The 22,454-nt window shown below is 66.2% G+C and carries 22 protein-coding genes; 19 read left to right on the top strand and 3 right to left on the bottom strand.

Features of this window, described 5'->3' with window-relative positions:
- Positions 1–22 precede the first annotated feature (22 nt).
- From AC731_RS00695 to AC731_RS00785, 19 genes are all read left to right on the top strand, one after another.
- On the top strand, positions 23–1,180 hold the full coding sequence (locus tag AC731_RS00695; protein WP_048708665.1) for an MFS transporter: 1,158 nt from the start codon (positions 23–25) through the stop codon (positions 1,178–1,180).
- Between the two features lie 10 nt (positions 1,181–1,190).
- Positions 1,191–2,009: a M48 family metallopeptidase gene (locus AC731_RS00700; RefSeq protein ID WP_004259421.1), complete on the top strand. Its 819-nt coding sequence runs from the start codon at positions 1,191–1,193 to the stop codon at positions 2,007–2,009.
- A gap of 91 nt (positions 2,010–2,100) precedes the next feature.
- A complete protein-coding gene (leuC, locus tag AC731_RS00705) occupies positions 2,101–3,510 on the top strand; it encodes a 3-isopropylmalate dehydratase large subunit (protein WP_004259427.1) in 1,410 nt (469 codons plus the stop codon).
- A gap of 32 nt (positions 3,511–3,542) precedes the next feature.
- A complete protein-coding gene (locus tag AC731_RS00710) occupies positions 3,543–3,671 on the top strand; it encodes an entericidin A/B family lipoprotein (RefSeq protein WP_004259431.1) in 129 nt (42 codons plus the stop codon).
- Complete coding sequence (leuD, locus tag AC731_RS00715; protein WP_004259434.1) at positions 3,671–4,309, top strand: 3-isopropylmalate dehydratase small subunit; 639 nt, start codon at positions 3,671–3,673, stop codon at positions 4,307–4,309. The genes AC731_RS00710 and leuD overlap by 1 nt, the downstream gene beginning before the upstream one ends.
- 36 nt (positions 4,310–4,345) lie before the next feature.
- A complete protein-coding gene (gene leuB / locus AC731_RS00720) occupies positions 4,346–5,410 on the top strand; it encodes a 3-isopropylmalate dehydrogenase (RefSeq protein ID WP_004259439.1) in 1,065 nt (354 codons plus the stop codon).
- 54 nt (positions 5,411–5,464) lie between these two features.
- Positions 5,465–6,598, top strand: coding sequence for an aspartate-semialdehyde dehydrogenase (gene asd / locus AC731_RS00725; protein WP_048710426.1), 1,134 nt, complete (start codon positions 5,465–5,467; stop codon positions 6,596–6,598).
- Positions 6,599–6,641: 43 nt separating this feature from the next.
- On the top strand, positions 6,642–9,854 hold the full coding sequence (locus AC731_RS00730) for a motility hub landmark protein FimV (protein WP_237266577.1): 3,213 nt from the start codon (positions 6,642–6,644) through the stop codon (positions 9,852–9,854).
- A gap of 60 nt (positions 9,855–9,914) precedes the next feature.
- Positions 9,915–10,523: a CbiQ family ECF transporter T component gene (locus AC731_RS00735; protein ID WP_004259449.1), complete on the top strand. Its 609-nt coding sequence runs from the start codon at positions 9,915–9,917 to the stop codon at positions 10,521–10,523.
- Positions 10,520–11,317, top strand: coding sequence for a tRNA pseudouridine(38-40) synthase TruA (gene truA / locus AC731_RS00740; protein ID WP_038011553.1), 798 nt, complete (start codon positions 10,520–10,522; stop codon positions 11,315–11,317). The genes AC731_RS00735 and truA overlap by 4 nt, the downstream gene beginning before the upstream one ends.
- A complete protein-coding gene (locus tag AC731_RS00745) occupies positions 11,318–11,941 on the top strand; it encodes a phosphoribosylanthranilate isomerase (RefSeq protein WP_048708668.1) in 624 nt (207 codons plus the stop codon).
- The gene (gene trpB, locus AC731_RS00750; RefSeq protein WP_004259459.1) at positions 11,928–13,139 is read left to right on the top strand and encodes a tryptophan synthase subunit beta; all 1,212 of its coding nucleotides are present in this window, start codon (positions 11,928–11,930) and stop codon (positions 13,137–13,139) included. The genes AC731_RS00745 and trpB overlap by 14 nt, the downstream gene beginning before the upstream one ends.
- Positions 13,140–13,181: 42 nt before the next feature.
- Positions 13,182–14,006: a tryptophan synthase subunit alpha gene (trpA, locus tag AC731_RS00755; protein WP_004259462.1), complete on the top strand. Its 825-nt coding sequence runs from the start codon at positions 13,182–13,184 to the stop codon at positions 14,004–14,006.
- Positions 14,003–14,881, top strand: coding sequence for an acetyl-CoA carboxylase, carboxyltransferase subunit beta (gene accD / locus AC731_RS00760; RefSeq protein ID WP_004259466.1), 879 nt, complete (start codon positions 14,003–14,005; stop codon positions 14,879–14,881). The genes trpA and accD overlap by 4 nt, the downstream gene beginning before the upstream one ends.
- Positions 14,881–16,194 carry a bifunctional tetrahydrofolate synthase/dihydrofolate synthase gene (gene folC, locus AC731_RS00765; RefSeq protein WP_048708670.1) on the top strand — a complete coding sequence of 438 codons (1,314 nt, stop codon included), beginning with the start codon at positions 14,881–14,883 and terminating at the stop codon, positions 16,192–16,194. The genes accD and folC overlap by 1 nt, the downstream gene beginning before the upstream one ends.
- 12 nt (positions 16,195–16,206) lie before the next feature.
- Entirely contained in the window at positions 16,207–16,884 is a 678-nt protein-coding gene (locus AC731_RS00770) for an SPOR domain-containing protein (RefSeq protein ID WP_004259471.1), read from the top strand.
- Positions 16,885–16,893: 9 nt separating this feature from the next.
- On the top strand, positions 16,894–17,385 hold the full coding sequence (locus AC731_RS00775) for a CvpA family protein (protein ID WP_004259473.1): 492 nt from the start codon (positions 16,894–16,896) through the stop codon (positions 17,383–17,385).
- Positions 17,386–17,397: 12 nt separating this feature from the next.
- Positions 17,398–18,933, top strand: a complete 1,536-nt coding sequence (gene purF, locus AC731_RS00780) for an amidophosphoribosyltransferase (protein ID WP_004259475.1) — start codon at positions 17,398–17,400, stop codon at positions 18,931–18,933.
- Between the two features lie 63 nt (positions 18,934–18,996).
- Positions 18,997–20,181, top strand: a complete 1,185-nt coding sequence (locus AC731_RS00785; RefSeq protein ID WP_004259477.1) for an O-succinylhomoserine sulfhydrylase — start codon at positions 18,997–18,999, stop codon at positions 20,179–20,181.
- 165 nt (positions 20,182–20,346) lie between these two features.
- Here AC731_RS00785 and AC731_RS00790 read toward each other — a convergent pair whose 3' ends face one another.
- From AC731_RS00790 to AC731_RS00800, 3 genes are all read right to left on the bottom strand, one after another.
- Positions 20,347–21,099, bottom strand: a complete 753-nt coding sequence (locus tag AC731_RS00790) for a UDP-2,3-diacylglucosamine diphosphatase (protein ID WP_004259479.1) — start codon at positions 21,097–21,099, stop codon at positions 20,347–20,349.
- 52 nt (positions 21,100–21,151) lie between these two features.
- Positions 21,152–21,646: a peptidylprolyl isomerase gene (locus AC731_RS00795; RefSeq protein WP_004259480.1), complete on the bottom strand. Its 495-nt coding sequence runs from the start codon at positions 21,644–21,646 to the stop codon at positions 21,152–21,154.
- Between the two features lie 67 nt (positions 21,647–21,713).
- Entirely contained in the window at positions 21,714–22,295 is a 582-nt protein-coding gene (locus tag AC731_RS00800) for a peptidylprolyl isomerase (RefSeq protein WP_004259482.1), read from the bottom strand.
- Between the last annotated feature and the right edge of the window lie 159 nt (positions 22,296–22,454).

A 22,454-nucleotide genomic window follows, 5' to 3' on the forward strand; every position in this document is an offset into this window, starting at 1 on the left:
TTCGCGCGAGGCGCAGGCGCGCATGCTCCCGTACTGGCGCCTGTCGGCGTATTACTTCTTCTATTTCGCCTTCGTCGGCGCCTTTTCGCCGTACTTCACGCTGTACCTGCAGGCGGCGTCGCTGAGCGCGACCGAGATCGCGCTGCTGATGTCGCTGATGCAGTTGATGCGCATCCTGGCGCCGAACCTGTGGGGCTGGCTGGCCGAACGGCTCGGCATGCGCGTGGCGATCGTCCGGCTTTCGGCCCTGATGAGCCTGGTCGGCTTCTCGGGCTTCTTCCTGACCACGGAGTTCGGCGGCCTTTTCGCCGCGATGGCCCTGATGGCCTTCTTCTGGAGTGCCGCGCTGCCCTTGATCGAAGGGCTCGCCTTCTCGCACCTCGGCGACGAGGCGCATCGCTACGGCAGCATCCGTGTCTGGGGTTCGGTCGGCTTCGTCGTTGCGGTGCTGGCATTGGGGCTGGTGCTGGATCACGTTGCGATCGATGCGGTGTTATGGGTCACGGCCGCAATCCTGCTTGGCATCCTGGCGTGCTCGTTCACGATCCCCGAGGCCGTGTCCGCACATGTCGAGCGTGCATCGCTCAGCCTGCGCGAGACGCTGCGCCGGCGTGAGGTCAGGGCCTTGCTGGGCGCGTGCTTCCTGATGTCGGCGGCGCATGGGGCCTTCTACGTCTTCTATTCCATCTATCTCGTCGACAATGGCTACGACAAGGCGCTGGTCGGTTGGATGTGGACCCTCGGCGTGGTCGCGGAGATCATCCTCTTCATGCTGATGCCGCGGCTCATGCGGCGCTTCAGTCTACGGGCGATCCTGCTGTTCTCCTTTGCCTGTGCAGTCGTGCGCTTCGTGCTGATCGGCTGGGGGGCTGACAGCCTGCCAGTGTTGCTGTTCGCGCAGATCCTGCACGGCGCCACCTTCGGCGCCTATCATGTCGCGGCGATTGCCGCGGTGAACCTCTGGTTCCCCGGACGACTCCAATCGCGAGGCCAAGCCCTGTACGGCAGTGTGTCATTCGGGGCGGGCGGCATGCTGGGCGGCCTGCTCAGCGGCTATACGTGGGAGGCGATCGGTGCGGCGTGGACCTTCACGCTGGGGTCCGTGTTCGCGCTGGCGGGGCTCGTTTGGCTGGCGCGCGGATGGCCGTCGTCGACGCACGGCGAGGCTGGCCCTTCGTGAGGAGAGAGGAATGATCGGGACGATTTCAAGAACCGTGTTGCCGGCCGTGCTGGCGGCCACGATCACCGTGGCCTGCCAGACGGTGCAGACGACGCAGGGCGGCGCGGTCGGCGTGCAGCGCTCGCAGCTGATGATGGTTTCGGCGCAGGAAGTGGAGCAGGCGTCGAACAAGCAGTACCGGCAGATGCTCGACGAGGCTCGCCGCAAGAACGCGCTCAACCGCGACGCCGCCACGGTACAGCGGGTGCGCCGCATCGTGTCGCGACTGACGGCGCAGACGGCCGTGTTCCGGCCCGATGCACCCGCCTGGCAGTGGGAGGTCAACGTATTCACGTCGAACGAACTGAATGCCTGGTGCATGGCCGGCGGCAAGATGGCGATCTACACCGGACTGATCGACCGGCTCCAGCTCAGCGACGACGAGATTGCGGCGGTCATGGGGCACGAGATTGCCCACGCCCTGCGCGAGCATGCCCGCGAGCGCGTCTCCAAGGCGATGGCAACGGGGCTCGGTGTGTCGGTGGCGGGCGCGCTGCTCGGCGTGGGGCAGGTGGGGCAGGACCTGATGAACACGGTCGCCAAGGTGACGTTCGAGTTGCCGAATTCGCGCGAGCACGAGATGGAGGCCGATCGCATGGGCGTGGAGCTGGCCGCGCGTGCGGGCTACGACCCCAGGGCCGCCGTCACGTTGTGGGACAAGATGGCCTCGCAGTCGGCAGGCGCTCCGCCGCAGTGGCTATCGACGCATCCGTCGCACTCGACGCGCAAGCGGGATCTGACCGAATACGCCGCGCGCGTGATGCCGCTTTATCAGGGCGTCCGCCGCTGAAACGGCCTGTCATCGATCAGTCCGGGTCAATCTGGTCAGTTTTCGCTGCTTTGTGAAATAATCGATTTCTTTTTTGCGCGGATTACACGGGATGGCAGCTCAAACCCTGTACGAGAAGCTCTGGTCGAGCCACGTCGTTCACGAAGAAGCCGACGGCACGGCGCTGATCTACATCGATCGTCACCTGGTGCACGAAGTCACCAGCCCGCAGGCCTTCGAGGGGCTGAAGCTGGCCGGGCGCAAGCCGTGGCGCATCAGCTCGATCGTCGCCACCGCCGACCACAACACGCCCACCGACCACTGGGATCTCGGTATCCAGGATCCTGTGTCGCGTCAGCAGGTCGAGACGCTGGATGCCAACATCCGCGAGGTCGGCTCGCTCGCCTACTTCCCGTTCAAGGACGAACGCCAGGGCATCGTCCATGTGATCGGGCCCGAGAACGGCGCGACACTGCCGGGCATGACCGTCGTCTGTGGCGATTCGCACACGTCCACGCACGGCGCCTTTGGCTGTCTGGCGCATGGCATCGGGACCTCCGAGGTCGAGCACGTGATGGCCACGCAGTGCCTGCTGCAGAAGAAGTCCCGGACGATGCTGATCAAGGTCGACGGGCAACTCGGCAAGGGCGTGACCGCGAAGGACATCGTGCTCGCCATCATCGGCAAGATCGGCACTGCCGGTGGCACCGGCTTCGCGATGGAGTTCGGCGGGAGCGCCATCCGCGCGCTGTCGATGGAAGGCCGCATGACGATCTGCAACATGGCGATCGAGGCGGGCGCGCGTGCGGGCATGGTCGGCGTGGATGAGACGACCATCGCCTACCTCAGGAATCGTCCGTTTTCGCCCAAGGGCGAAGCCTGGGATCAGGCGGTTGCCTACTGGCGCACGCTTCACAGCGACGAAGGCGCGCAGTTCGACAAGGTCGTCGAACTCAAGGCCGAAGACATCCTGCCGCAGGTCACCTGGGGAACATCGCCCGAGATGGTCACTACGGTCGATGGCCGTGTGCCCGATCCTGCCGCAGTGGCGGACCCGGTGCGCCGCGAAGGCGTCGAGCGCGCGCTGAAGTACATGGGACTCGAGCCGAACACGCCGATCACCGACATCAAGGTCGACCAGGTCTTCATCGGCTCGTGCACCAACTCGCGCATCGAGGATCTGCGCGAAGCCGCGGCCGTGGCCAAGGGGCGCAGCAAGGCCGCCAATGTCAAGCGCGTGCTGGTGGTGCCGGGGTCGGGTCTCGTCAAGCGCCAGGCCGAAGAGGAGGGCTTGCACGAGATCTTCCTTGCCGCCGGATTCGAATGGCGCGAACCGGGCTGTTCGATGTGCCTGGCGATGAATGCCGACCGCCTCGAACCGGGCGAGCGCTGCGCCTCGACCTCGAACCGCAATTTCGAAGGCCGTCAGGGCGCGGGGGGGCGTACCCACCTCGTGAGCCCGGCAATGGCCGCGGCGGCTGCGGTGACCGGCCATTTTGCCGACGTGCGCACGCTGGCCTGAGCGCCGGTTTGATCAAGATTGAGGAGCATGCAATGAAGAAACTTGCACTGGTCGTCGCCGCGCTGGTGGCCGGCTTCGTCTCCATGGCTTGCAACACCGTCCAGGGTGTCGGTAAGGACATCGAAAAGGGTGGCGAGGCCATCCAGAGGGCAGTGAAGTAATGAAGCCATTTACCCGACTCGACGGTCTGGTCGCGCCGCTCGACCGTGCCAACGTCGACACCGACGCGATCATCCCCAAGCAGTTCCTGAAGTCGATCAAGCGCAGCGGCTTCGGTCCGAACGCCTTCGATGAGTGGCGCTATCTCGACGTTGGTCAGCCTGGCCAGGATTGCAGCACGCGTCCCCTGAACCCCGACTTCGTGCTCAACCAGCCGCGCTACCAGGGCGCGCAGATCCTGCTGACGCGCGACAACTTCGGCTGCGGCAGTTCGCGCGAGCACGCACCATGGGCGCTGGAGGACTACGGTTTCCGCGTGCTGATCGGGCCGAGCTTCGCCGACATCTTCTTCAACAACAGCTTCAAGAACGGCCTGCTGCCGATCAAGCTGGATGCGGTGGAAGTGGACGAACTGTTCCGCCAGTGCGAGGCAAGCGAAGGTTACCGCCTGGTCGTCGATCTGGCGGCGCAGACCATCACGCGCCCCGACGGCAGGGTGATCGGTTTCGACATCGACCCCTTCCGCAAGGAATGCCTGCTCAACGGCTGGGACGACATCGGCCTGACGCTGCGCCACGCAGACAAGATCCGCGCGTTCGAAGACAAGCGCCGCGCCGAACACCCGTATTACTTTGCCTGAGCCCGTACGGCTCACCGAACCAAGGAAGACGATTCGATGAAGATTTGCGTGCTGCCGGGTGACGGCATCGGTCCCGAGATCATGGCGGAAGCCGTGCGCGTGCTGAAGGCCCTGGACCTGAAGCTCGAGATGGAGGAAGGGCTGCTTGGCGGCTGCGCGGTGGATGCCACCGGCACCCCGTATCCCGAGGCCACCCAGAAGCTCGCACGCGAAGCCGATGCGGTTTTGCTCGGCGCCGTCGGCGGCCCCAAGTGGGACACGCTGCCGCGCGAGCAGCGCCCCGAGCGCGGCCTGCTCGGCATCCGCAAGGATCTCGGCCTGTTCGCCAACCTGCGCCCGGCGATCCTGTATCCCGAACTGGCCAATGCCTCGTCGCTGAAGCCCGAGATCGTTGCTGGTCTGGACATCCTGATCGTGCGTGAGCTCACCGGCGACATCTACTTCGGCCAGCCGCGCGGCATCGAGACGCGAGAAGTCAACGGCACGCAGCAGCGCGTGGGCTGGAACACCATGATCTACGCCGAGTACGAGATCCGTCGCATCCTCAAGGTGGCCTTCGAGGCGGCACAGAAGCGCGGCAAGAAGCTGTGCTCGGTCGACAAGATGAACGTGCTCGAATGCACCCAGCTGTGGCGCGACATCGCCGAGGAAGTCGCCAAGGACTACCCGGACGTCGAGCTCACCCACATGCTGGTGGATAACGCCGCGATGCAGCTCGTGCGCGCGCCCAAGCAGTTCGATGTGATGGTCACCGGCAACATGTTCGGCGACATCCTGTCCGATGAGGCCTCGATGCTGACCGGCTCGATCGGCATGCTGCCCTCGGCCTCGCTGGATGCCAACAACAAGGGCTTGTACGAGCCCTCGCATGGTTCTGCACCCGACATCGCGGGCAAGAATCTGGCCAACCCGCTCGCCACCATCCTGTCTGCGGCGATGATGCTGCGCTATACCTTCAATCAGGAAGCGGCTGCGCAGCGCGTCGAGAATGCAGTCAAGAAGGTGCTCGCCCAGGGGTACCGTACCGGCGACATCTACGAGCCGGGCACCAGGAAGGTTGGGACGCGCGAGATGGGCGACGCGGTGCTCGCCGCGCTGTAAGCTGATGCGCCTGCAAGGGTTTTCGAAGAATCGTTTTTGTAGAGAGTGATGAACATGAATCGAGTCGGTCTGGTTGGCTGGCGTGGCATGGTCGGTTCCGTGCTGATGCAGCGCATGGTGGAAGAGGGCGACTTCGCCTTCATCGAGCCGGTCTATTTCTCCACCTCGAACGCCGGTGGCAAGGCGCCGTCCTTCGGCGGCAAGGAAGCCGCCGCGCCGCTGCAGGACGCGACGGACATCGACGCGCTGAAGTCCTGCGACATCGTGATCACCTGCCAGGGCGGCGACTACACCAAGGAAGTCTTCCCCAAGCTGCGCGCCACCGGCTGGAACGGCCACTGGATCGACGCCGCCAGCGCGCTACGCATGAACGACGACGCGGTGATCATCCTCGATCCGGTCAACCGCAACGTCATCGACGCCGCGCTCGCCAAGGGCGGCCGCAGCTGGATCGGCGGCAACTGCACCGTGTCGCTGATGCTGATGGGCCTGGGCGGCCTGTTCAAGCACGGCCTGGTGGAGTGGATCTCGGCGATGACCTACCAGGCGGCCTCGGGCGCCGGCGCGCAGAACATGCGCGAACTCATCAGCCAGATGGGCACCATTCACGACTCGGTCAAGGATCTGCTCGCCGACCCGGCCTCGGCCATCCTGGAAATCGACCGCAAGGTCGCCGAGACCATGCGCTCGGACAGCTTCCCGAAGAAGAACTTCCGCAACACCCCGCTCGCTGGCAGCCTGATCCCCTGGATCGACGTGCCGGTCGAACACGGCCAGAGCAAGGAAGAATGGAAGGGCGGTGCCGAGTGCAACAAGATCCTCGGCAACCCGGCCTTCCGCAGTCCGGGCTCGATCCCGATCGACGGCCTGTGCGTGCGCATCGGCGCGATGCGCTGCCACTCGCAGGCACTGACGATCAAGCTGAAGAAGGACGTGCCGCTCGACGAGATCACCGAGATCATCGCGGGCGCCAACCAGTGGGTGAAGGTCGTGCCTAACGACCGCGAGATCACCGAGCGCGAACTGACCCCGACGGCCGTCACCGGCACGCTGGGCATCCCGGTCGGCCGTCTGCACAAGATGGCGATGGGCCCCGAGTATCTCGGCGCGTTCACCGTCGGCGACCAGCTGCTGTGGGGCGCAGCCGAGCCGCTGCGCCGCATGCTGCGCATCCTGCTCGAGCGCTGAGCGCACGAGAAACGTCCGATGAACAAAGGGGCCACTGGCCCCTTTGTCTTTTCGATGGCATTCCAGCGTGCACGTAACTAATTCACGACAAAACACTGCGAATCATCGCGGATTGATGCGCCAAGGCCGGGAAAATGCTAGATTCCTAAGCCACGTCATGATGCATATGATTAAAAAGCTTGGCTTTCGGGGGAGTTGCAGTTTGAAGACCACGATGAATAAGTCGCTCAGGGCATCCGTGATCGCTGTCGCGATCGCCGCGATTCCGCTAGGGGCTCAGGCCGCAGGAATGGGGCAGATCAACGTCTTCAGCGGCCTGGGGCAGCCCTTGCGCGCAGAGATCCAGGTCAGTGCCACGGCACAGGAACTGCAGTCCTTGACGGCTCGTATCGCTTCTCCCGAGGCGTTCCGGCAGGCAAACGTGAACTACTCCTCGGCGGTTTCCGCCATCCGGGTCAGTGTGGATACGCGTGCCTCGCGTCCCGTGATCCGCCTGTCCAGCGATCGCCCGATCAACGATCCGTTCGTCGACCTGCTGGTCGAACTGAACTGGGCCAACGGGCGCATGGCGCGCGAGTACACGTTCCTGCTCGATCCCGTTGACCTTGCCGCGCCCCGGCCACTGGCCGCGGCGGTGGATGCGCCCGCCACGCCTGCCGCGCGCCCACTGCAGCCGGCGGTCCGTCCAGCGGTGCCGTCCGCCACGTCGGCGATCCCTGATGCCTACACGGTTCGTCGCGGCGACACGCTGCGGCGGATCGCTGCTGCCAACACGCCTCCTGGCGTGACCCTCGATCAGATGCTCGTTGCCCTCTTTCGGGCCAACCCGGGCGCGTTTGACGGCGGCAACATCAATCGTCTTCGTGCGGGTTCGGTGCTGAACGTGCCGAGCGTGGATGAAGCGTTGAGCGTTTCTTCGGTGGAGGCAAAGCGCGAAATTCGTGCGCAATCGGCCGATTTCGAAGCATACCGCCGCAGCCTTGCAACCGCTTCCGCGCAGCGTGCGCCGGTTGTCGCTGAGGAAGCACAGCAGGAAAGCGCCGGTCGGATCGTTCCCAAGGTCGAGGAGCCCGCGCCGGTCGCCGAGACGGCCGACCAGGTCAAGGTTTCGCGCAGTCAGGCAGCGGGTGCGCCTGGCACCGAAGCCGACATCCGGCTGCAGGCGCTCGAGGAGGAGCTCGCCACGCGCGAGAAGGCGCTCGAGGAGGCAAACGACCGCCTGAGGCAGCTCGAGCAAAGCGTGCGCGACATGCAGAAGCTCCTTGAGCTGCGCAGTGGCACGCTGGCTCAGCTGCAAGAAGGTGCGGTGGCGCCGCCGGCGCCTGCGCCCGTTGCTGGGGCCAGCCAGGAGGCGCCCGCTGCGCCGGTTGCCGCTGGAGCGCCCCAGGCTGTCGAGCCCCAGGCGGTCGAGCCGCAGGCTGCGCCGCCCGCGGAGCCAGTTCAGTCTGCGCCCCAGGCCGCCCAGGAAGAAGCCAAGCCGGCGCCCAAGCGTCCGGTCCGTCGTCCGCCGCCCGAACCCGTTCCCGAGCCTGGTCTGGTCGAGTCGATGATGTCCGATCCGACCGTAGTCGCCGGCGGTGCAGGTATTCTGGCCCTGTTGCTGGGTTACGCGGGATTCAAGCTGCGCGGGCGCCGCAAGGCGGCGTCCGGCAGTGGGCAGGTTGGCGATCTGGCGCCCAGCGGTCCAGGCGTCTTCTCGGCGACGGGTGGGCAGAGCGTCGATACCGGCGCAAGCAGCATCATCCAGACCGATTTCAGCCAGTCGGGGCTTTCGGCCATCGATGCGGACGAAGGTGTCGATCCGGTGGCCGAGGCCGACGTGTATATGGCTTATGGCCGGGATGCACAGGCCGAGGAGATCCTCCAGGATGCGCTGAAGGCAGACCCTTCGCGGCTTGCGATCTATCTCAAGCTGCTCGAGATCTACTCGCTGCGCAAGAGTGCGCGCGAGTTCGAAACGGTGGCGACCGAACTGTTCTCCCGTACGAACGGCCAGGGCCGCGAATGGGACAAGGCAGCGACCATGGGGCGCAAGCTCGACGCCGACAACCCGCTCTATGCCGAGCAGGGGAGTGCGGACGAATCCATCGCGCCCACCACCGAGGTGCCCTCGGGTATCGCGCCGGTCGCGACCGTCGGCGTGGCGGCTGCGGCAGGCGTGGCAAGTGCCCTGACTTCGCCTCAGGCAACGGATTCGATGCCGCAGGCGGAGGGGGTCGAGACGCGTGTCGATACCCTGGAAGAGGCGGCGCCGGCTGCCTCCTTGTCCAGCCTGGATTTCTCGTCGAGCGGGCCGGTTGAGCCGAGTCAGTCGCAGATGCGCGACACATGGACCGTCCCGGGCGATCTGCGTCAGTTTGCGGGTGACAAGCCCGACGGTGCGGCGCCCGACCTCGAGGGCTTGAGTGCCGCGATCGCAGCCGGGGTTGATCTCGAGACGCCTGCCGACGAGTTTGCGCCGGTCGATACGGGCGTGATCGACTTCGAACTCGATCTCGGGGAGGACGTTCAGGCTGCTTCGACCGAGCCGGAAGATCTTTCGATCGCAACGACCGGCAGCGATGGCGGTCTCTCGTTCGATCTCGATCTCGGCGAGCCGGAAACGCCTGTGGCGCCCGCAGCACTCGACGCTGCGCAACCGCAAGTCGCGAACTTCGATTCCTCTGCGGCCACCATCGTTGCCAGTGACGACAATCTGGCAGCGGCACTCGATTTCGAGCTGCCCGACCTTGACCTCGGTGGCGGGGCGCCTTCCCCCGATATGAACGCCACCGTGTTGCAGAGCGATGCGCTGCTTCAGTCGGATGCGGAGGAGTCGATTGCGGCGTCTTCGGAGCCCGGGAAGACGTCCGAGGCGCTGGTTGACCTGGAGAAGACGAGCTTCGACAGCAGTCTGCTCGACTTCGATTTCGACATCGATACGCCGCTCCAGCCGGCTGCCGCGGCGCCGAGCGGGCTGGACCTGACGTCGATCGACCTCGACCTCGATTCGCTGGACGCGGCAGCTGAAGCGGACGATGCCGAAGCCCAGTCGATGGAGGCCACCCAGCTCGGCGAGCTGACACCCCAGAGCGAGTTCGGCGATGCCCCGGCAGCGTCCGGTGGGGATGAAGTCGACACCAAGCTTGAGCTTGCCCGTGCCTACGACGACATGGGTGACAAGGAGGGGGCGCTGGAGTTGCTCGAGGAGGTCGTGCGGGATGGCTCCGCCGAGCAGCAGGCGGCCGCGCGCGAGATGATCGCCCGCCTGACCTGAGCTTCAATTCCATTGCCGCCGCAGGGCCCAGGCCCCGCGGCGGCTTCGCCGTTTACGCGCATGCATTCCGGTTTCCTTCTCCTGTTGTGGTTTGTCGGCGTCGCGTCGGTGCAGTTCGTGCCGTCCGCCGTGCTCGGGCTGCTCGTCACGGCCTGCCTCTTCTGCGCACTCATGTTGTCCAGGGCGCGCGTGATCCGGTTGTTGCGGCGTGTCAGGGTGCTGGCGATCGCCATCGTCGTGCTGTTCGGGTGGTTTACGCCGGGTGAGGCGCTGCTCGCAGAATGGCCTGGTTTCTCACCGACGCGCGAGGGCGTCGCGATGGCGCTGGTTCATGTCGGTCGCCTCGTCATCGTCGTCAGTGCGGTCGCGTTGCTGCTCGAACGCCTGCCGCTCGAGCGACTGGTCGGAGGCCTGTACAGTCTGGCCCGACCCTGGCAAGTGATCGGCCTGAACGCTCGCGACGTTGCATTGCGGTTGCTGCTGGTGCTGCGGTTCGTCGACGCGTCGCCGCGCGGCGCAGCGCCGATTCACTGGAAGGAGTGGCTGCGGGACGAGGCGGCGGAGGAAGCCTTGCCGCCGATTCAGCTTGTACGGGAGCGTTTTGGCCGTGGCGATGTCGCGGTCGCCTGTGTCCTCGTCGTATTCGCGCTAGGTTGGGGAGTGGCATGATGCGAGTCGCGATCGGCGTCGAGTACGCAGGCGATGCATTCTGCGGCTGGCAGAGCCAGGCGCACGGGCGAACGGTGCAGGATGTGCTCGAGCGCGCGCTGTCGGAGATTGCCGCGGAGCCGCTCAGGCTGCACTGCGCGGGGCGGACGGATACGGGGGTTCATGCCAGTGCCCAGGTGGCGCACTTCGATACGTCGGCGCGCCGTCCCCTGTCGGCGTGGGTGCGTGGGGTGAATGCGCTGCTGCCTCCCGCCGTGGTGGTGCGCTGGGCCGTGGAGGTGGACGAGACCTTCCATGCCCGCTTTCTCGCGACCGAGCGCCAGTACCGCTACATTCTGCACAATGCGCCGACCCGGCCTGCGATGCTGGCGGGGCGGGTCGGCTGGTTTCATCCCGCACTCGACGAGCAGCGCATGGCCGAAGCCGTCGCCTGTCTTGTCGGGACGCACGATTTTTCTTCCTTTCGTGCCGCGGGGTGTCAGGCCAAGACGCCCATTAAAGTGATGCACGAGGCGCGGGTCGCGCGGCAGGGCGAGTACCTGCTGTTCGATTTCCGCGCCAATGGTTTCCTGCATCACATGATCCGGAACCTCGTCGGGGCGCTGGTTTATGTGGGCAAGGGGCGTTACCCGGTCGAATGGATGAACGAACTGCTCTTGGCGCGCGATCGCACGCATGCGGCGCCGACCTTCTCGCCCGACGGTCTCTACCTTTGCGGCGTGAGCTATCCGCCGCGCTGGTCGCTCCCCAACGATGGGCGTATCATCGCGCTGCCCCAGCTTCCCCTCGTCTGAATGTCCCGTACCCGAATCAAGATCTGCGGCCTCACGCGGCCGCAAGACGTGCGCGCAGCCGTTGAACACGGCGCCGATGCGATCGGCTTCGTGTTCTATCCGCACAGTCCGCGCGCGGTCGGCATCGAGCAGGCCGCAGAGCTTGTAGCGCTGCTGCCGCCCTTCGTGACCTCGGTCGGCCTTTTCGTCAATGCTGCCGAGGCCGAGGTCAATGCCGTGCTGCAGCGCGTGCCACTGCAGCTGCTGCAGTTTCATGGCGACGAAACCGACGCGCAATGCGCGCGCCACGGGCGGCCCTGGATCAAGGCAGCGCGAATGCGGCAAGGGGTCGATCTGGTAGAATTCTCATCTTTGCATCCGCGCGCCAGCGGCGTTCTCGTCGACGCGTTCGTCGATGGCTATGGCGGCGGAGGCAAGACTTTCGACTGGTCGCTGATTCCTGAGGGATTCGAGCGACCGTTGGTGCTTTCCGGCGGTCTCGACGTCGACAACGTCGTCGAGGCCGTGCGCCGCGTCCGCCCCTGGGCGGTGGATGTTTCGAGCGGCGTGGAAAGCGCCAAGGGAATCAAGGATGCGGTGAAGATCGCCGCATTCATCGCCGGAGTTCGACATGCAGATGGCTGATACGCCTTACCAGTTTCCCGATGCGAGCGGGCATTTCGGCCCCTATGGCGGCATCTTCGTCGCCGAGACCCTGATGCCGGCCCTGGCCGAATTGCGCGAAGCCTACGCAGCCTGCCAGAGCGATCCGGCCTTTGTCGCGGAGTTCGAATACGAACTCAAGCACTACGTGGGCCGGCCGAGCCCGATCTACCACGCCAAGCGCTGGTCCGAGATCCTCGGCGGTGCGCAGATCTACCTGAAGCGCGAGGACCTGAACCACACCGGCGCGCACAAGGTTAACAACTGCATCGGCCAGGCCCTGGTGGCCCGGCGCATGGGCAAGCCACGCGTCATCGCCGAGACCGGCGCGGGCCAGCATGGTGTGGCGACAGCCACCGTGGCGGCACGCTACGGCATGGAGTGCGTGGTGTACATGGGCGCCGAGGACGTCAAGCGCCAGGCCGCCAACGTGTACCGCATGAAGCTGCTCGGCGCCACCGTCGTGCCGGTGGAGTCGGGCTCGAAGACGCTCAAGGATGCGCTGAACGAGGCGATGCGCGACTGGGTCACCAACATCGCCGACACGTTCTACATCATCGGCACGGTGGCTGGCCCGCACCCCTATCCGATGATGGTGCGCGACTTCCAGTCGGTGATCGGCAAGGAATGCCTGGTGCAGATGCCCGAGATGGTGGGGCGCCAGCCGGATTATGTGATCGCCTGCGTCGGCGGTGGCTCGAATGCGATGGGCATCTTTCACCCCTACATCGGTGTGCCCGGCGTCAAGCTCATCGGCGTCGAGGCGGCGGGCGACGGCATCGAGACCGGACGCCACTCGGCCTCGCTGAGCGCCGGGCGTCCCGGCGTGCTGCACGGCAACCGCACCTACCTGCTGCAGAACGAGGACGGCCAGATCATCGAGACGCATTCGATTTCGGCAGGGCTCGACTACCCCGGCGTCGGTCCCGAGCACGCCTGGCTCAAGGATGCCGCGCTCGCGGACTACGTCGGCATCACCGACGACGAGGCGTTGCAGGCCTTCCACAAGCTGTGCCGACTGGAGGGCATCATTCCGGCGCTCGAGTCCTCGCATGCGCTGGCCTATGCGGCAAAGCTCGCGCCGACGCTGCCCAAGGACCAAATCCTGCTGGTCAATCTCTCCGGCCGTGGCGACAAGGACATGCACACCGTCGCCGAGCGTTCCGGCATCCAGTTCTGAACCTGCCACGGGCCGCGCTGCGGCCCGTAGTGTGATCGAGACATGTCAAGAATCCAGACCGTTTTCAAGCGCCTGCAAGGCGAAGGCCGCAAGGCGCTGATCCCGTTCGTCACCGGGGGCTTTCCCGAGCCGGCGCTGACCCTGCCGCTGATGCGCGCGCTCGTCGAGGGCGGCGCCGACATCATCGAGCTCGGCGTACCGTTCTCCGACCCGATGGCCGACGGCCCGACCATTCAGCGTGCATCCGAATGCGCGCTTGCGCAGGGCATGAGCCTGCGCAAGCTGCTCGACATCGTGCGCGCCTTCCGCGTCGAGAACACCGACACCCCGGTCGTGCTGATGGGCTACGCGAATCCGATCGAGGCGATGGGCGTGGAGACCTTCGCGAGTGCCGCGCGCGACGCCGGTGTCGATGGCGTGCTCGTCGTCGACTATCCGCCGGAGGAGTCCGTCGCGTTTGCGACCGCGGCCAAGGGCGCGGGTCTCGATCCGATCTTCCTGCTGGCACCGACCTCTTCGGCGCAGCGCTTTGCCGATGTCGCGGCGGTCGGCAGCGGCTATATCTACTATGTGTCGCTGAAGGGCGTGACCGGTAGCGGCAAGCTCGACATCGACGAAGTCGCGCGCCGTATTCCCCTGATCCGCGCGGCCGTGGGCATGCCGGTCGGCGTCGGTTTCGGCATCCGCGACGCCGACAGCGCGCAACGCATCGGCGCCGTCGCCGACGCCGTGGTGATCGGCAGCCGCATCATCGAAGTGATTGAACAGAGCCCGCGTGATGAGGCCGCACAACGGGTCGCCACATTCATGCGTGGCATCCGCGAGGCGCTCGACACGATCGGGCCGGCGAAAGGAGTAACCCCATGAGCTGGTTGCAGAAGCTGCTGCCGCCCAAGATCAAGCGCAGCGACAGCGCTGCCCGTGGCAAGTCGTCGATTCCGGAAGGGCTGTGGAGCAAGTGCGGCGCCTGCGAGGCGGTCCTGTACCGTTCCGATCTCGACAGCAACCAGGGCGTGTGCCCGAAGTGCGGCCACCATCATCGGCTGCGCGCGCGCCAGCGCCTCGACCTGCTGCTCGATGCCGAAGGGCGGTTCGAGATCGGCGCCGAAGTGGTGCCGGTCGATGCGCTGAAGTTCAAGGATTCGCGCAAGTATCCCGAACGCCTGTCGACGGCCACCTCGGATACGGGCGAGGCCGATGCGATGGTGGTCATGCAGGGCGCGATCGAGAGCGTGCCGGTCGTCGTCGCCTGCTTCGAGTTCGAGTTCCTCGGCGGTTCGATGGGTTCGGTGGTCGGCGAGCGCTTCGTGCGCGGCGCCAAGGCGGCGTATGAGCAGCGCGTGCCCTTCATCTGCATCACCGCATCCGGCGGGGCGCGCATGCAGGAAGGCCTCTTCTCGCTGATGCAGATGGCCAAGACCACCGCGTCGATCACCAGGCTGGCGGAACGCCGCCTGCCGTTCGTGACCGTGCTGACCGATCCGACCATGGGCGGCGTCTCGGCCAGCTTCGCCTTCATGGGCGACATCGTCGTGGCCGAGCCCGGCGCGCTGATCGGCTTCGCCGGTCCGCGGGTCATCGAACAGACGGTGCGCGAGAAACTGCCCGAGGGCTTCCAGCGTGCCGAGTTCCTGCTCGAGAAGGGCGCCATCGACGTCATCGTCGACCGCCGCGAGATGCGTGCAGAACTGGCGCGCATGTTAAGCCTCCTGCTGCGCCAGCCAGCCGCCAGCGCTGCCTGATGAGTGCGTCGATTTCCGCGCTGCCGCAGACGCTTGATGGCTGGCTGCAGCTGCTCGAGCAACGCCACGCGCAGAGCATCCGCCTCGGGCTCGACCGGGTTGCGGCCGTGCGTGCTGCGCTCGGGCCTGATCCCGATGCGGTGGTGATCACCGTCGGCGGCACCAACGGCAAGGGTTCCTGCTGCGCGATGCTGGAGGCCATCCTTCTGGCCGAGGGCTACCGGGTCGGCTGCTACACCTCGCCGCACCTGTTGAAGTACAACGAGCGTGTCCGCATCGACGGCAAGGACGTCGACGATGAGGCGCTGGTCGCCGGGTTTGCCGCGGTCGAGGCCGTGCGTGGCGACACGCCGCTGACCTATTTCGAGCACGGCACGCTGGCGGCATGGTCCGTCTTCTGCGCGGCCCGACCGGACGTGATCATCCTCGAGGTCGGTCTCGGCGGGCGGCTCGACGCGGTCAACGTGTTCGATGCCGATTGTGCGCTGGTGACAAGTATCGCGCTGGATCACATGGATTACCTCGGTGACAGTCGCGATGCGATCGGGTTCGAGAAGGCAGGCATCTTCCGTTCCGGTCGCCCGGCCGTGTGCGGTGACCCGCAGCCGCCAGCAACCCTGCTCGCCCATGCCGAGGCCATCGGGGCGCAATTGTGGGCCAGTGGGCGCGACTTCGGCTTTGGCGGTGATCGCCAGCAGTGGGGCTACTGGCGTTACGAAACACCGCCTGCCAGGGGGGCACTGGTCAAGCGCGGCGGGCTCGCCTATCCGGCGCTGCGCGGCGTGAACCAGTTGCTCAATGCGGCGGCGGTCATGACGGTGCTCGAGACGCTGCGCGATCGCGTTCCCGTGTCCATGCAGGCGATCCGCCAGGGGCTGATGCTGGTCGATGTGCCCGGCCGGTTCCAGGTGCTGCCGGGGCGTCCCGCGGTGGTGCTCGACGTCGCGCACAATCCTCAGGCGGCCGGCGTGCTTGCCGAGAACCTGGGGAGCATGGGTTTCTATCCCGAGACGTGGGCGGTTTTCGGCATGCTCAATGACAAGGATGTCGAGGGTGTCGTCGACCTGATCAAGGGGCGGGTAGATCATTGGCTGCTTGCCGGTCTGCCCGGGCCGCGCGGACTCAAGGCCGAGGCGCTTGCCGAGCGCTTGCGTGCCGCGGGTGTCGAGGCCGACATCCGGTGTTTCGACGCGCCTGCGGATGCGTTTGCTGCGGCGCAGCAGGCGGCTGGCGAGGGTGATAGAATCCTTGCCTTCGGCTCCTTCCTGACGGTGGCTGATGTCCTGGCGGCGGTGAAGGCCGCGCGGCACTGACGAGAACTTTCCGTGAGCGACGCTGAGAACCTCGAGATCAAGAAACGCGCAAGGCGACGCCTGGTGGGGGCGGTCGCGCTCGCGTTGCTGGCTGCGGTCGTGCTGCCGATGATGATGGACCAGGAGCCGCGCCCGGCCAGCGGCGATATCCAGATCACGATCCCCGATCGCGATCCGGCGCAGGCCCGGCCGATCGCAGTGGCGCCTGAGGCTGCGGTGGCGCCGGTCGTCCCGCCGCCGCCTGAGGAAGAGGAATCCACGGCGGCGCCCGCGCCGCGTGAGGCCGAGCCGCCCAAAGAACCGGCCGTCGCGCCGGCTCCGGCAAAATCCGAGCCGCCGAAGCCTGAACCCAAGCGGGCGGAGCCCACGCCCCAATCCGGGACACCGCCGGCCACGACGAAGCCCGCGGCCGAAAGCGCAGAGGCTGCGCGCGCGCGCGCGGCGCTTGAAGGGCGCGAAGTCCCGGCGCGCGGCGACGCCTTCGTGCTGCAGATCGGTGCTTTCAGCGACGCGTCGAAGGCCGCGCGCATCACCGCCGACCTCAAGAAGCAGGGTTTTCCGGCCTACACCGAGCAGGCAGGCAATGTCACGCGTGTCCGCGTCGGCCCCGTGGCCGGACGCGCGGCGGCAGACAAGACGGCTGCACAGTTGAAGACCCTGGGCTTCAGCACGGTTGTGACTCCGCGCTGAAGAACGAGCATGACGGTCTTCGACTACGCTTTCCTCTCCATCCTCGCACTGTCGGCGGCGATCGGCATGTGGCGCGGCCTGGTCAGCGAGATCATGGCGGTGGTCGCGTGGGTGGTCGCACTGTATGCGGCGTGGCGCTATAACGAACAGGCAGCGCAGGTCTTTGTCGGGCTGATTGTCGAGCCGATGTGGCGACAGGTCGCCGGCGGTGCGCTGGTGGTGATCGGTGTCCTGATTCTGGCGGCTTTGTTGCGCTTTCTTCTGCGCCAGTTGTTGAAGGCGGCCGGGCTCGGTGCCACGGACCGCTTCTTCGGCGCGATCTTCGGCATTGCCCGAGGGCTTCTGGTGGCCTTCGTCGTCGTGCTGATCGGCGGCCTGGCTGGTGTGTCACGTGAACCCTGGTGGACGCAGGCGTTGTTCTCGCCACCGATGGAAACGGCAGTACTTGCTGCCAAACCCTGGCTGCCCGGTGTGGTGGCCGACAAGATTCGATTCAGATAGGCGTAAATCTCCATGTGCGGAATTCTCGGGGTCGTTGCCACCTCTCCGGTCAACCAGTTGCTGTATGACGGGCTGCAGGTCTTGCAGCACCGGGGCCAGGATGCGGCGGGTATCGCCACATCCGAAGGCGGGCGCTTTCACATGCACAAGGGGTCGGGCCTGGTGCGTGACGTGTTCCGCACGCGCAACATGCGCAATCTCGAGGGCAACTGGGGCATCGGACACGTCCGCTATCCCACCGCAGGTTCGGCATACAACGCCGCCGAGGCGCAGCCGTTCTACGTCAATTCGCCCTTCGGCCTGCTGCTGGCGCACAACGGCAACCTCACGAACTCCGAGGCGCTCAAGCGCGAGATGTTCCTGTCGGACCTGCGCCACATCAACACCAGCAGCGACTCCGAAGTGCTGCTGAACGTGCTGGCCCACGAGCTGCAGGCGGCCTGCAACGGTCTCAAGCTCGACGAGGACGCGGTGTTCCGCGCCGTGGCGGGTGTGCATCGCCGCTGTCGTGGCGCCTACGGTGTGGTGGCGATGATCGCCGGCTACGGCCTGCTGGCCTTCCGCGACCCCTACGGCATCCGTCCGCTGGTGATCGGTCGCAACGACACCGAAGCGGGCACCGAGTGGCTGGTGGCGTCCGAGTCGGTGGCGCTGGACGTGCTTGGCTTCAAGCTCTTGCGCGACATCGCCCCGGGCGAGGCGGTGCTGATCGACACCCAGGGCAATTTCCACAGTCGCCAGTGCGCAAGCAAGACCGTGCAGGCCCCCTGCATGTTCGAGTTCGTCTATCTCGCGCGCCCCGATTCGATCATCGACGGCGTGTCGGTGTACGAGTCGCGCATGAAGATGGGCGAGTATCTTGCCGACAAGATGAGACGCACGATGCCGAACGTCCACATCGACGTCGTGATCCCGATTCCTGATTCCAGCCGTCCTTCGGCGATGCAGATGGCCGAGTGCCTCGACCTGCCGTTCCGTGAGGGCTTCGTCAAGAACCGCTACATCGGCCGCACCTTCATCATGCCGGGCCAGTCCACGCGCAAGAAGTCGGTGCGCCAGAAGCTGAACACGATCCACCAGGAGTTCAAGGGCAAGAGCGTGCTGCTGGTCGACGACTCCATCGTGCGCGGCACGACGAGCAAGGAGATCGTCAACATGGCGCGCGAGGCCGGCGCCACCAAGGTGTACCTGGCCTCGGCCGCGCCGCCGGTTCGTTACGCGAACGTCTACGGTATCGACATGCCGACAAGGGGCGAGCTGATCGCATCGGGCCGCAGCGAAGACGAGATCTGCCGCGAGATCGGGGCCGATGGCCTGATCTATCAGGATCTCGACGACCTGAAGGCCGCGGTGCGGGCACTCAACCCGTCGATCAACTTCTTCGAGACCTCGTGCTTCGATGGCTGCTACGTGACCGGCGACATCACCGCGGAATACCTGAGCGGTGTCGAGAACCAGCGCGGGCAGGCCAAGCCGTCGAAGAACGATGGTCACGACGACGACGGAGGTCAGCTGGATCTCAACCTCGCATCGAACCCCGACCACTGAGCCGATCGCTCAACCGACAATCGGGCGGCCGTCAGGCGGCCGCCACCAGCCTGACCGACCCCGATGACGTTTCCCGACGACCTTAGCCTTCATCCCGACACCCTGGCGATTCGTGCCGGCATCAACCGCAGCCAGTTCGGCGAGCACAGCGAGGCGATGTACCTGACCTCGAGCTTCGTGTTCGAGAGCGCGGCGCAGGCCGCAGCCCGCTTCTCTGGGGCGGAGGAGGGGAACGTCTACGCCCGCTTCTCCAACCCGACCGTCACCGCCATGCAGACCCGGCTGGCTGCACTCGAGGGGGCCGAAGCGTGCGTGGCCACGGCCTCCGGCATGTCGGCGATCCTGTCGCTGGCCATGGCGGTGCTGCAGGCGGGGGACCACGTCGTGGCATCGAACGGCCTGTTCGGCGCGACCCAGCAGTTGTTCGGCAACATCCTGTCGAAGTTCGGCATCGAGACCAGCTTCGTGCCGGCGACCGACCTCAATGCCTATCGTGATGCCGTCCGCCCGCGCACCCGGCTGTTCTTCATCGAGACGCCATCCAACCCGCTGACCGAGGTCGTCGACATCGCCGGCGTCGCGGCCATCGCCCACGAGGCGGGCGCGCTGCTGGCGGTCGACAACTGTTTCTGTTCGCCCGCATTGCAGCGTCCGCTGGAGTTCGGCGCCGACGTCGTCGTGCACTCGGCGACCAAGTATCTGGACGGGCAGGGCAGGGTGCTGGGCGGTGCCGTCGCGGGCCGGAAGGCGGTCACCGATGAGGTGTTCAAGTTCCTCCGTACGGCCGGACCGACGCTCTCTCCGTTCAATGCCTGGGTCATCCTGAAGGGGCTCGAGACGCTGCGCCTGCGCATGGAGGCGCAGTCGGCGTCTGCGTTGGATCTGGCGCGCTGGCTCGAGGCGCAGCCGGGCGTCGCCCGCGTCTACTACCCCGGCCTGCCTTCGCATCCGCAGCATGAACTGGCGATGCGGCAGCAGAAGACCGGCGGCGCCATCGTCAGCTTCGACGTCGAAGGCGGACGCGATGCCGCGTGGAAGGTGGTTGACTCGACCCGTCTAATGTCGATCACCGCCAACCTGGGCGACACCAAGACTACGATCACCCACCCCGCGACCACGACGCACGGTCGCATCTCGCCCGAGGCTCGGGCCGCGGCCGGCATCGGCGAAGGCCTGCTGCGCGTGGCGGTGGGGCTGGAGTCGGTCGAGGACCTGAAGGCAGATCTGGCGCGCGGACTGGCGCGCTAGGCCACATCCCAACCCCTGGGAAGATGGAGCCGTCACCGCGGTAGCCGGGAATGCGCGGGGTATTCCTGGCGCAGGCGAGGACTGTCCGAGCCCGAAGGGCGAGTTCCGCAGCCTGCAGAAGGAATTCCCCGTGCAGGCCCGGCGGGTCGTGGGCCTTGGTGCGGCCTACCTAGAGAAGGGCGTGAAATCCCGCCCGTCGAACGCCAGCCCGCAGGCCTGCCCGTGCCAGTCCGGCAGCACATGCCGGACACAGGCGTGGCCATCCACCTCGAAGCGATGGCAAGCCGGCCGATGGGTGTGGCCGTGTACCAGCGTCGGGTAGCCGTGCGTGCGCAGCAGGGTGGCGACCGCGTCGGCGTTGACGTCCATGATCTCCATCGTCTTCTCGGCCTTGGCCGTCTCGCTCTGCTGGCGCAGCGAGGCGATGAAGGCCTTGCGCGTGGCGAGCGCTTGGCCGAGGAAGCCTGCCTGCCATGCAGGGTCGCGCACCTGTCGGCGGAAGGCCTGGTAGGCGTGGTCGTCCGTACATAGCGCGTCGCCATGCGCGAGTAGCAGCGCCGAGGTGCCGGCGTTGCCGAAGCGCACCAGCGTAGGGTCGTCGAGCAGGGTGGCGCCGATGGTTTCTGCGAATCCGCGACCGGCGAGCAGGTCGCGGTTGCCGGTCATGAAGAAGACCGCCGTGCCGCCATCGGCCAGCGCGCGGATCGCGGCAGCGATGCGTGCATTGAAGGGCGTGGCGAGGTCGTCGTCGCCCGCCCAGTACTCGAACAGGTCGCCGAGGATGAAGAGGCTCGCCGCCCGGCGCGCGGGGCCTGCCAGGAAGCCGAGAAAGGCGTCGACGTTGGCCGGCTCGTCCTCGTTGAGATGCAGGTCCGAAATGAACAATGCCGGAAGCGCCGCATGGACGGCTTCCGGCATGGGCTGCGGACACCCGCCCGGGGCGGGTGTCGCGTTGCCGTCGTGCGAGGAATCAGACAACTTCGGCGCGCTCGATGACCACGTCTTCCTTCGGCACGTCCTGGTGGAAACCGCTGGAACCGGTCTTGACCTTGCGGATGGCGTCGACGACGTCCATGCCCTCGGTGACGCGGCCGAACACGCAGTAGCCCCAGCCCTGCAGGTCAGGCTTGGTGTGGTTGAGGAAGTCGTTGTCGGCGACGTTGATGAAGAACTGCGCGGTGGCCGAGTGCGGTGCCTGGGTGCGGGCCATGGCGATGGTGCCGCGTTCGTTCTTGAGGCCGTTGTCGGCTTCGTTCTTGATCTGCTCGCCGGTCGGCTTCTGGTTCATGCCCGGCTCGAAGCCGCCGCCCTGGATCATGAAACCGTCGATGACACGGTGGAAGATGGTGTTGTTGTAGTGGCCCGCCTCGACGTATGCGAGGAAGTTGGCGACGGTGACGGGCGCTTTCTCCGCGTCGAGTTCGAGGGTGATGACGCCGTGGTTGGTGTGCAGTTTGACTGCCATGTGTCGTTCTCCTGGGTGATTGTGTCTCCACCGCGCTCGGGCGCGGCGGGCGTCTTGTAGCGTGTTCTTACTTGGCCGGCTTCTTCGCCGCGGCCTCGAGCACGCGGGCGCTCTCGACGACGACGGCTTCGACCGGCACGTTCTGGTGGAAGCCGCGGTTGCCGGTGGCGACCTTGCCGATCTTGTCGACCACGTCCATGCCCTTCACGACCTTGCCGAATACGGCATAGCCCCAGCCGTCGCGCGACGGGTAGTCGAGGAAGGTGTTGGGCACGAGGTTGATGAAGAACTGCGAGCTCGCCGAGTGCGGATCGGCGGTGCGGGCCATGGCCAGCGTGCCGCGCTCGTTCTTGAGGCCGTTCTTGGCCTCGTTCTCGATCGGCGCGCGGGTGCTCTTTTGCTTCATGTCGGCGTCGAAGCCGCCGCCCTGGATCATGAAGCCGTCGATGACACGGTGGAACACGGTGCCGTTGTAGTGGCCGTCCTTGACGTACTGCACGAAGTTTTCTGCCGACTTCGGTGCCTTGTCGGCGAAGACTTCGACCACGATCTCGCCCTGGTTGGTCTTCAGTTCGACCATCGGATTGGCGGCCAGCGCGCTCAGTGCGGTCGTGGCGAGCGCGGCAAAGGCGATCAGGTGCTTTCTCATGGAATCTCCGGTGCTTGGCCGTCTGGCCCTGGGCTGAATGGGAGGATGTCGCGAGCCGTGCGGCCCTTGTCCGGCAGGACGGGCGGACGAAATGGCGGGCAAGGCGGCCGTGGTATATTTGCGGCCTGCCGTTGCGGGCCCAAGGCTGCAGAACGACGC

The organism is Thauera humireducens (assembly GCF_001051995.2).
Taxonomy (GTDB): domain Bacteria; phylum Pseudomonadota; class Gammaproteobacteria; order Burkholderiales; family Rhodocyclaceae; genus Thauera; species Thauera humireducens.

Coding starts and splice junctions, on each gene's coding strand:
- AC731_RS00695 (WP_048708665.1), top strand. CDS start 23: ATGCTCCCGTACTGGCGCCTGTCGGCGTATTACTTCTTCTATTTCGCC.
- AC731_RS00700 (WP_004259421.1), top strand. CDS start 1,191: ATGATCGGGACGATTTCAAGAACCGTGTTGCCGGCCGTGCTGGCGGCC.
- leuC (WP_004259427.1), top strand. CDS start 2,101: ATGGCAGCTCAAACCCTGTACGAGAAGCTCTGGTCGAGCCACGTCGTT.
- AC731_RS00710 (WP_004259431.1), top strand. CDS start 3,543: ATGAAGAAACTTGCACTGGTCGTCGCCGCGCTGGTGGCCGGCTTCGTC.
- leuD (WP_004259434.1), top strand. CDS start 3,671: ATGAAGCCATTTACCCGACTCGACGGTCTGGTCGCGCCGCTCGACCGT.
- leuB (WP_004259439.1), top strand. CDS start 4,346: ATGAAGATTTGCGTGCTGCCGGGTGACGGCATCGGTCCCGAGATCATG.
- asd (WP_048710426.1), top strand. CDS start 5,465: ATGAATCGAGTCGGTCTGGTTGGCTGGCGTGGCATGGTCGGTTCCGTG.
- AC731_RS00735 (WP_004259449.1), top strand. CDS start 9,915: ATGCATTCCGGTTTCCTTCTCCTGTTGTGGTTTGTCGGCGTCGCGTCG.
- truA (WP_038011553.1), top strand. CDS start 10,520: ATGATGCGAGTCGCGATCGGCGTCGAGTACGCAGGCGATGCATTCTGC.
- AC731_RS00745 (WP_048708668.1), top strand. CDS start 11,318: ATGTCCCGTACCCGAATCAAGATCTGCGGCCTCACGCGGCCGCAAGAC.
- trpB (WP_004259459.1), top strand. CDS start 11,928: ATGCAGATGGCTGATACGCCTTACCAGTTTCCCGATGCGAGCGGGCAT.
- trpA (WP_004259462.1), top strand. CDS start 13,182: ATGTCAAGAATCCAGACCGTTTTCAAGCGCCTGCAAGGCGAAGGCCGC.
- accD (WP_004259466.1), top strand. CDS start 14,003: ATGAGCTGGTTGCAGAAGCTGCTGCCGCCCAAGATCAAGCGCAGCGAC.
- folC (WP_048708670.1), top strand. CDS start 14,881: ATGAGTGCGTCGATTTCCGCGCTGCCGCAGACGCTTGATGGCTGGCTG.
- AC731_RS00775 (WP_004259473.1), top strand. CDS start 16,894: ATGACGGTCTTCGACTACGCTTTCCTCTCCATCCTCGCACTGTCGGCG.
- purF (WP_004259475.1), top strand. CDS start 17,398: ATGTGCGGAATTCTCGGGGTCGTTGCCACCTCTCCGGTCAACCAGTTG.
- AC731_RS00785 (WP_004259477.1), top strand. CDS start 18,997: ATGACGTTTCCCGACGACCTTAGCCTTCATCCCGACACCCTGGCGATT.
- AC731_RS00790 (WP_004259479.1), bottom strand. CDS start 21,099: ATGCCGGAAGCCGTCCATGCGGCGCTTCCGGCATTGTTCATTTCGGAC.
- AC731_RS00795 (WP_004259480.1), bottom strand. CDS start 21,646: ATGGCAGTCAAACTGCACACCAACCACGGCGTCATCACCCTCGAACTC.
- AC731_RS00800 (WP_004259482.1), bottom strand. CDS start 22,295: ATGAGAAAGCACCTGATCGCCTTTGCCGCGCTCGCCACGACCGCACTG.